Here is a 9058-nt window from a genome sequence, read left to right on the forward strand (position 1 = left end):
GCCGACCGGCACGACGCGCGACGGCCGGCCGGAACCGGCCCCGCAGCCGCCCGCCACGGGATGATTCACGCGACGGCCGCGCCGGCACGCGGGCTCGTCCCGCCGCATCCCGGCGATGCCGTCGCCGGTTGCGCACGCGTGATGCGGAAACGGGAGCATGAGTGTGATCGCGACGGCATCAGGAGTCCGGCTTCTCCGTTTCGTCTTCGAGTTGCGCGAGCCGGTTGTAGATCGTTTTCAGGCTGACGTCGAGCACTTCGGCCGCCTGCGCCTTCACGCCGCCGCACTGCGCGATCGTGCCGAGGATCAGCTTGCGGTCGACTTCCTCGAGCGGCGTGCCGAACGGCACCGTCACGCGATCCTCGTGCGAATCGACCATGCTGGACAGTTCCTCCATGATCGGCGGCGGCAGCGTGTCGATCACGTCGGCGTCGGTGAAGATGCTCGCGCGCTGCACGAAGTTGCGCAGTTCGCGTACATTGCCGGGCCATTCGTAGGTCTTCAGCGCCTCGCGCGCGGCCGGCGCAAAGCGCAGGTTGCGGCCGCTTTCCTCGTTGTAGTGCTGCAGGAACGCATCGGCGAGCATCGGGATGTCGTCGCCGCGCTCGCGCAGCGACGGCAGCGGAATCGGAAACACGTTGATCCGGTGAAACAGGTCGGGCCGCAGCTTGCCGTCGGCCATCGCGGCTTCCGGATCGCGGTTCGTCGCGGCGACGATGCGCACGTCGACGTCGATCTCGCGCGTCGAGCCGAGCCGCGTGAGGCGCCCCGTCTCGAGCACGCGCAGCAGCTTCACCTGCGATTCGAGCGGCATCTCGGTGATCTCGTCGAGAAACAGCGTGCCGCCGTCCGCGCGTTCGAAGAAGCCCTTGTGCTGGCGCTCCGCGCCGGTAAAGCTGCCGCGGTCGTGGCCGAACATCTCGCTCTCGACGAGGTTCGCGGCAATCGCACCGCAGTTCACCGCGAGGAACGGGCCGCGGCGGCGCAGGCTCAGGTCGTGCACGGTCTGCGCGGCAAGCTCCTTGCCGGTGCCCGATTCGCCGGTGAGCAACACCGACGCCTCGGTGCGCGCGACGCGCCCGATCGCATCGTAGACGGCCTGCATCGCGGGCGAGCTGCCGAGCATGCGGCCGAATCGGCCGAGGCGCTGCAGTTCCGAGCGCAGCTCCGCAATTTCCTCGTGCAGCGCGGTCGTGCGCGGCACGCGCGCGAAGATGCTGTTCAGCCGCTGCATGTTCAGCGGCTTCACCAGATAGTCGGTCGCGCCGCGCCGCAATGCGTCGATCGCGGTTTCGAGGCTCGCATGGCCGGTGGTCAGCACCATCTCGCAATGCGCGCGCTTGGGCAACGCATCGAACAGGTCCATCCCGTTGCCGTCGGGCAGCACGAGATCGCACAGCACGAGATCGGGGGTATGCGTCGACACGAGCGCGCGTGCTTCCTCCAGCGTCGCGGCGGTATCGCAGGCAAGTTGCTGCGTTCGCGCGAGCGTCGCCAGCATCGTGCGCGTATCGGCATCGTCTTCGACGATCAGGACGTAGGGCATCGAAGCTCCTCGTGATGCGAGCCGGTGCAAGTGTCGACCGGACATCGCGACAGATGTGCAGCGCATCGCACGCCGCCAGGCACGAGGCAATGCATTCCACGCTGCAGCGAATGAACTGGCAGGCCATGCTGCCATGACGAAGGAATCGCTTAGCAGTATAGAAGAGCGACGTCGCGCATCGGCCCTTCATCGAATAAATCTATCCGCCCGCGCGGCATGCATTGCGAGATTCAATGCGGCCGCGGCGACATAACACGTATGCTTTGCGCATGAATAACGGCGCATAACGTGTCGTTTTTTCGTGTGCCTGGGTCATAGTCGGTCAAATCTTCCCCATTCGATATCACGTCATGTCGAAATCCGTCGATGACGGCAAGCGTCTGTCCGGACGCTCGCGTTCGATCCAGACCCTGTTGATGAAGGTGTCGCGCGTGGCCGCGACGCGCATCAGCGTATTGATCGTCGGAGAAAGCGGCGCGGGCAAGGACATCGTCGCGCGGCTGTTGCACGACTTGAGCCCGCGCCGGCGCGGGCCATTCGTCCCCGTGAACTGCGGCGCGATCCCGCCCGATATCGCGGAGTCGCAGTTGTTCGGGCACGAGAAAGGCAGCTTCACCGGTGCGATCGCCCAGCATGTCGGCATGTTCGAAGCCGCTCGTGGCGGCACCCTGTTTCTCGACGAAATCGCCGAGATGCCGGCCGAATTGCAGGTCAAGCTGCTGCGCACGCTCGAATCGAACACGATCGTCCGCGTCGGCGGTCACGAGCCGATTCCGCTCGACGTGCGCATCGTCGCGGCCACCCATCACGATCCCGTCGAGGCCGTGCGCAGCGGCCGGCTGCGCGAGGACCTGTTCTACCGGATCGCGCCGGTCGCGCTGCATGTGCCCGCGCTCAGGCAGCGTGAGGACGACGTCGACGACATCGCACTGCAGATCGTCGAGCGGCTGAATGCGCGGCACCGCACGCGCAAGCGGCTGTCGATGCAGGCGATGAAGGCGCTGCGCGCGTATTCGTGGCCCGGCAACGTGCGCGAGCTGCGCAATGCGCTCGAGCGTGCCTTCATCCTCGCCGACGAGCAGATCGACCTGCAGTTGCCGCGCCGGCTGCAGCCGCGCGACGACGTGCGCCACAACGCGATGACGCTGCATTTCGGCACGACGCTCGCGCATACGCAGCAGCGTTTCATCGTCGCGTCGCTGCGGCATTTCAACGGCGACAAGCCGCGCACCGCGAAAGCGCTCGGCATCAGCCTGAAGACGCTGTACAACCGTCTCGCGCTGCTGCCCGAGCATGAACGCAATGCGGCGAACGGCGGCGCCGCGACGAACGCCGCCGAGTCCGCGAATGCAACCGGCGCGACCGGCGCGACCGACACGACCAGCCCGTCGACCGCGACGCCCCCGTAAACGCGGCCCGTCACGCTGCCACGCCGTCGCACGGTGCGCGACCCGGCCGCGCGTGAACCGATCGATACCGGAACACGCGCCCGCGTCTGGCCGCCACGGGCTGTCGTCATGCACACGCCGCCCGTGGTCGCGCCGTTTCGTGCACGGCCGGTCAATGATGCGGCTTGCGCTCGCGGTCGCGTTCGGCGGTGCCCGGTTCGGGATCGCGTGCGGCCGGCAGCGTCGGCGTGACGGTTCGCTGGTCGGGATGCAGCACCATGCCCGTATCGTGTTCGCCGTCGCGGTGCACGCGCACGCGATTCTCGACGTCGCGCACGCCCATGCAGCCGTCGGCCAGATCCTCGATGTCGTGCTTCATCCAGCGTGACGGCACCGTGCCGTCCAGCACGACGCAGCCGTCCTGTACCTGCACGGTGACGTCGCTCACGTCGATGTCGAGCGCATGCGCGAGCCGCTCGCACACGTCCTCGCGGATGCGCTCGTCCGAACGCGTATAGCCTTTCGGCCCGCGACGATGGCGCAGTGCGTCGCGGTCGGCGTCGCTGCCGTAGCGCGAGATGTCTCGCGGGTCGCCACGGTCGTGCTCGCCGCCGTACCGGCCCATCCGGAAATGACCGCGGAATTCCGGACGGTCGCCGCCGTACGGGCCTTCACTGCCCTCCGCACGGCGGCCCGGTTCGCGGTAGCCGCGTTCGGCCTCCCATCCGGGCGGGCGCGCACCGCCCTGCCGGCCCGGGTCGGACATGCCGCGCCGCTGATCCGCCGGCCGCGCGGCGCGCTCGGTCCATTCGCTGCCCCAGTCTTCCGCGCCGACGCTCTCGCTCACCGAGCGACGGCGCGCCGATTCAGGGTCTTCCTCCGGCCATCGTGCCGGGTCGTCCGGGATGCCGCGCTCGCCGTGCCGTCCGGGATATCGTCGTTGCATCGTGTCTCTCCTTGTTCGCGCCTGTGCCGCGCACGGCCCCATGCCGGGTCGCGACTCGGCGCATGCCGGCCGGCTCGAACGCAAGCCGCGTGCCGATATCGTTGCCGGCGCACGACGGATGCGCATCGCGCCGTCGATCCGCTGCCGGGCGCGCCAATCTGCAATGCGATTGCAGTTTTTGCGTGCCGGGCGTCATGGCCCGCCGCCGACGCCCGGATCGTCCGGATCGTCCGGCTCCCCGGATGCGTCGTCGCGATCCGGCCCGCTCAGCCGCTCGGTGCGATCCGGCTCGATATCGGCACCTTCTTCGAGCGTCGAATCGCCGTCCGCCGACGCGCGCTCGCCGGTGCCCGCGCGGTCCGTATCGCTGTCGAGCGAGGCATCGCCGCGTTCGAGCGCATGCGCGTCGAGCGGCGAATCGATGTCGAACGGATAGCGCCGCGCGCCGGCCGTGTCGCTGCCGCTGTCGGACGAGTCGCCCGGCCCCAGTGCGCGGCCGTCGCGGCCGCGACGGGCGTTGTCGTCGTCCGGGCCGGCCGGTTCGTTGTCGGGGTTCAGCGTGCTGTTCATGTCGACCTCCTTGCTGGCGTGCCGCTGCTTGCCGCTACGTGTGGCCGGGCGGCCGCGGCACGGCATGCGGACGGGAGGCGCGTGCAATCGGCATGCCGCATCGCGCGCCCGGAACGGATGCCTTGCCGGGATCGCGGACGGCACGGGCGATGCGCGCCCATTGATCAGCCGAATTGAGTTCCCTTATGCTTTCCGGGGTGCCAATCCGTTTGATGTGGCCACCGCCGGCGTGCCCGGCGGCGGCCGGGCAGCGTTTGCCTGCCCGTCTTCGACTTGCCACACGATGAAGAAAGACGACGACTCCCCTCGCTCCCATCCGCCGCCCGGTTTACCCGATGCGCGCGACCTGGTGCATCGCTTCGCCGAGTTCCGTTTCCAGACGGTCGTCGGCTCGATTACCGACTACGCGGTGTTCATGCTCGATCCGCACGGCAATGTCGCGACGTGGAATGCGGGTGCCGAGCGCATCAAGGGCTATCGCGCGGCCGAGATCGTCGGCCATCACTTCTCGTGCTTCTATCCGCCCGATGCGATCGCGGCCGGCCGGCCGTCGCACGGGCTCGACGAGGCGGCCGCGCGGGGCCACTTCGTGGATGAAGGCTGGCGCGTGCGCAAGGACGGCTCGCAGTTCTGGGCGAGCGTGACGATCGCCCCCGTGCACGATCACGAGAACCAGCTGTGCGGCTTCATCAAGATCACGCGGGACATGACCGAGCGCAAGCGGCTCGAGGAACTCGAAGCGTCCACACACCGGCTCAGCGTGTTCATCGCGATGCTCGCGCACGAGCTGCGCAACCATCTCTCGCCGCTGCGCCATTCGGTCGGCGTGCTGCAGAGCCTGCCCGATCCGGCGCCCGTGCTCGCGCAATGCCGCGACGCCGTGCATCGCCAGGTCGGGCAACTGACGCGGCTCGTCGACGATCTGCTCGACGTCGGCCGCATCACGGCCGGCAAGGTGGAGCTGAACGATCGCCCCGTCGCCGTGCGCGACATCGTGTGCCGCGGCGTCGAAAGCATCCAGCCGAAGCTGGCCGCGCGCGGGCAGCACATCCACGTCGACCTGCCGGCCGATCCCGTGCTGCTGCACGGCGACGATGCACGGCTCGTCCAGGTGCTGCACAACCTGCTCGACAACGCGTCGAAGTTCTCGCCGCACGGCGGGCGGATCGACGTGGGCGCACGGGTGGAAGGGCCGGTGGTCGCCATCCGCGTCACCGATCATGGCGTCGGCATCGCGCACGGCGCGCTCGAAACGATCTTCGACCTGTTCGAGCAGCGAGGCGCGTCGGGTGGCTCGCCGACCGGCGGCTTCGGGCTCGGGCTCGCGATCTGCCGGACGTTCGTCGAACTGCACGGCGGGCGGATTTCCGCGGAAAGCGGCGGGCCCGGGCACGGCGCGACGTTCACGGTGCGGCTGCCGATCACACGGACGGGACGTGCGGAGCAGGCCGGCGCGCGCGAGCCGGCGGCGCACGCGCCATCGGACACCACGCCGCTGCGCATCGTGATCGTCGACGACAACCGCGACTCGGCCGACACGCTCGCCGTGCTGCTCAAGGTGAAGGGGCATGCGCCGCGCGTCGCGTACAACGCAGGCGATGCGCTGGCGCTCGCCCGCGACTACGCGCCGCAACTGATGATCCTCGACCTGACGATGCCCGACGTCGACGGCTTCACGCTGCTGCACGAACTGCGCGCGATCGACGCGCTGCGCGACACGACCTGCGTCGCGCTGTCCGGCCACGCGCGCGCGTCCGACCTCGCACGCACCGAACGCGCGGGCTTCGACGCGCATCTCGTGAAACCCGTCGAGATCAACGTGCTCGACGCACTGCTGCAGCGTGTGGCACGCGGGGTTCGGCGTCCGTCGTAACGGCCCGTGCTCGAGCTGTCGCACGCACGCCGTGGCGCGGCATCGCATTCAATGCGGCAACCCGAACGCGGCCTTCAGGCTCGCGACGATCATCTGCATCGCGATCGCCGCGAGGATCATCCCCATCAGGCGCTGGGTCACCGCCGTCACGCGCGGCGACAGGTAATGGCCGATCAGCGGCGCGGACAGCAACGAAACGGCCAGCAGCACGAGAAACGCGGCGAGCCCGAGCGCGAACGCGAGTTCCTGTCCGGTCGAGAACGCGCTGTGCCCGAGCACGATCATCGTCGCGATCGTGCCGGGGCCGACGAGCAGCGGGATCGTCAGCGGATAGATCGCGACGCTCTCGGCCGCCGCCGGGTCGGCGCCCTCGTCCTCGCCCGGCGAATGCTGGCGGCTCGGCGCGCCGTGCAGCATCGACAGCGCGATCAGCAGCACCAGCAGCCCGCCCGCGAGACGGAAATCGTCGATCGTCAGGCCGAATACGTGCAGGATCGCGCCGCCCGCGACGGCCGACACGATGCAGCCGACCGTCACGCCGATCGCGGCCGTCAGCGCGACCTTGCGGCGCACGCCGTCCGCCGCGCCTTCCGTCAGCGACAGGAACACCGGGATGTTCGCGATCGGGTTCATGATCGCGAACAGCGCCGCGAACACCTTGATCGAAAAGGTCAGGTCGAAGGCCACAGGTTCGCTCCCGTCTCACGCGTCGTTTCGCATGCCCAATCGCACGCAGGTTCCGCTTCGTTTCCGGTGCACGGCGCGCGCCATGCTGCTACGATCGACGCACCGCGTTCACGCACGGAGGGCCCCGACCGATGCAAGCCATCGACACCTTCATGGATCACGAGATTCGCGTCGAGGCGACGCGCAACGCGAACGGCGCGTGGGTCGCGCAGGTGCGGATCTTCCGCGACGGCGCGCCGGTCGACCTGCCCGCGCCCGAACTCGTCACGCCCGAATGGCTCACGTGCGACGAAGCGCTGCGCGGCGGCATCGACCAGGGCCGCGTGATCGTCAAGACACGCGACCGCTAACGTCGCGCGGTTCATCGCCGCATCGTCGGCGGGCATCGCGCCGTGCGTTTCACGCATCGAAATCGAGATCGCCGATCAGGATTTCGCGGTCGCGCTGGGTCCGTGAGCTGAAGTCGACCGGCAATTCCATCTGCCAGCGCTCGATCGTGACCGGCAGCGCCGCGAGATAGCGGTCGAAGCGGCTGCGGTCGGGCTCGGCCAGCAATGCATCGATCGCGTCGTCGCGCCACGCGAGCCGCGCGTTCAACCGGTTCGGCAGCCCGACCGTCGACGTGAGGCCGATCACGTCCACACAGGTCGGACTCCCCTGCCCGTCGTGCGGCACGACTTCCACGCGCACGTCACCAGGCTGATACAGGCCGAGCACGCGCGCCGCGATGCGCGGCGCAAACTCGGTTTCGAAACGTGCGCGGATTTCAGGACTCATCTTGCCTCCGGGTTCGAATCATGTCGTCACGCGGCCGTCATGCGGCTGCAATCTGCCGCTCGAATGCCGCTTCTGCCTTCAGGCTGTCGAGATCGCGGCCGATCGTCGCGACCGCGAGCCGCGTGTCGCCGCGCCAGTACGCGATCGCGCAGTCGTGCGCGCCGAGGTCGCCGTCGATCTCGACGCGATCCCATTGCTCCGCATGCCCGACGTAGTTGATCGTCAGGTCGTAATGCTGGCTCCAGAAGAACGGCACCGCGTCGAACGGGCGCTGCTGGCCAAGCATGTTGTGCGCCGCGACGATGCCCTGCCGCTCGGCGACGACCCAGTGCTCGACGCGAATGCGCTCGCCCGTCAGCGGATCGGGCCAGCGCGCGATGTCGCCGGCCGCGTAGATGCCGGGCACACTCGTCTGAAGGAAGCGGTCGACCGTCACGCCGCGCTCGACGGCCAGCCCCGCGTCCTGCGCGAGCGCGACGTTCGGGTGCACGCCGATGCCGACCAACACGACGTCGGCCGGCAGCACGTCGCCGGTCGACAGCGTCACGCTGTCCGGCGTGATCCGCGCCGGCGTCGCGCCGAGATGGAACACGACGCCGTGCGATTCGTGCAGGGCCTTGATCGTGTCGCCGAGCGCTTCGCCGAGCACGCGTGCCATCGGATGCGCATCGGGCGCGACGACCTGCACGTCGAGCCCGCGCGTGCGCAACGCGGCAGCCGCTTCGAGCCCGATGAAGCTCGCGCCGACCACCACGCAGCGGCGGGCCGTTTTCAGCTTGGCGATCAGCGCGTCGCAATCGGCGCGCGAGCGCAGCACGCACACGTGCGGCAGATCCGCGCCGGGCACGCTCAGCCGGTTCGGCTCCGCGCCCGTTGCCAGCAGCAGCGCGCCGTACCCGACACGGCTGCCGTCGGCCAGTTCGACCGCCTGCCGCGCGGGGTCGATCCGCGCGACACGCGTGCCGCACCGCACGTCGATCCGGTGATCGGTATAGAACGACGGCGCACGCAGCGGCAGCCAGTCGGCGTCGGCCGTGCCGGCGAGATAGTCTTTCGACAGGTTCGGCCGGTCGTACGGCGGATCGGCATCGGCGGTGAGCATCGTGACCGGATGCGGATAGCCCGCCTGCCGCAACGTCACCGCGGCCGCGATCGCAGCGGCGCCGCCGCCGACGATCACCACCGACGCGGGCAATCCGGCCGCATCCAGCGCGGGAGGCGCGGCGGCCGGCCGCGCATCGAGCACGACGGCACGGCCGTCGCGGCGTTCG

9 protein-coding genes are annotated in these 9058 nt (G+C 69.3%); 3 read left to right on the top strand and 6 right to left on the bottom strand.

Annotation, left to right across the window (positions count from 1 at the left end; genetic code table 11):
- Positions 1-178: 178 nt before the first annotated feature.
- On the bottom strand, positions 179-1546 hold the full coding sequence (locus tag DPV74_RS35830; RefSeq protein WP_027792509.1) for a sigma-54 dependent transcriptional regulator: 1368 nt from the start codon (positions 1544-1546) through the stop codon (positions 179-181).
- A 350-nt stretch (positions 1547-1896) separates the two neighbouring features.
- On the opposite strand from DPV74_RS35830, the gene DPV74_RS35835 reads away from it, so the two are divergent.
- Entirely contained in the window at positions 1897-2955 is a 1059-nt protein-coding gene (locus tag DPV74_RS35835) for a sigma-54-dependent Fis family transcriptional regulator (RefSeq protein WP_119338903.1), read from the top strand.
- Positions 2956-3106: 151 nt separating this feature from the next.
- On the opposite strand, the gene DPV74_RS35840 is transcribed toward DPV74_RS35835, so the two are convergent.
- Positions 3107-3880 carry a BON domain-containing protein gene (locus DPV74_RS35840; protein ID WP_091921684.1) on the bottom strand — a complete coding sequence of 258 codons (774 nt, stop codon included), beginning with the start codon at positions 3878-3880 and terminating at the stop codon, positions 3107-3109.
- Between the two features lie 192 nt (positions 3881-4072).
- On the bottom strand, positions 4073-4450 hold the full coding sequence (locus tag DPV74_RS35845; RefSeq protein ID WP_091921841.1) for a chemotaxis protein: 378 nt from the start codon (positions 4448-4450) through the stop codon (positions 4073-4075).
- A 283-nt stretch (positions 4451-4733) separates the two neighbouring features.
- Between DPV74_RS35845 and DPV74_RS35850 the strand changes: the two genes are divergently transcribed.
- Entirely contained in the window at positions 4734-6323 is a 1590-nt protein-coding gene (locus DPV74_RS35850) for an ATP-binding protein (protein ID WP_119338904.1), read from the top strand.
- Between the two features lie 48 nt (positions 6324-6371).
- Here the strand turns inward: DPV74_RS35850 and DPV74_RS35855 are convergent, their stop codons facing one another.
- Entirely contained in the window at positions 6372-7010 is a 639-nt protein-coding gene (locus tag DPV74_RS35855) for a MarC family protein (protein WP_027792504.1), read from the bottom strand.
- Positions 7011-7141: 131 nt separating this feature from the next.
- On the opposite strand from DPV74_RS35855, the gene DPV74_RS35860 reads away from it, so the two are divergent.
- Positions 7142-7360, top strand: a complete 219-nt coding sequence (locus tag DPV74_RS35860) for a DUF6566 family protein (protein WP_091921681.1) — start codon at positions 7142-7144, stop codon at positions 7358-7360.
- Positions 7361-7409: 49 nt separating this feature from the next.
- On the opposite strand, the gene DPV74_RS35865 is transcribed toward DPV74_RS35860, so the two are convergent.
- Both DPV74_RS35865 and DPV74_RS35870 read right to left on the bottom strand, forming a co-directional pair.
- Positions 7410-7787: a DUF5594 family protein gene (locus DPV74_RS35865; RefSeq protein WP_060194484.1), complete on the bottom strand. Its 378-nt coding sequence runs from the start codon at positions 7785-7787 to the stop codon at positions 7410-7412.
- A 37-nt stretch (positions 7788-7824) separates the two neighbouring features.
- The coding region (locus DPV74_RS35870; protein ID WP_119338905.1) for an NAD(P)/FAD-dependent oxidoreductase at positions 7825-9058 on the bottom strand (1234 nt) is incomplete at its 5' end.

Origin of the sequence: Burkholderia sp. HAN2018 (assembly GCF_024704855.1) — a bacterium.
In the GTDB taxonomy this organism is placed as follows: domain Bacteria; phylum Pseudomonadota; class Gammaproteobacteria; order Burkholderiales; family Burkholderiaceae; genus Burkholderia; species Burkholderia cepacia.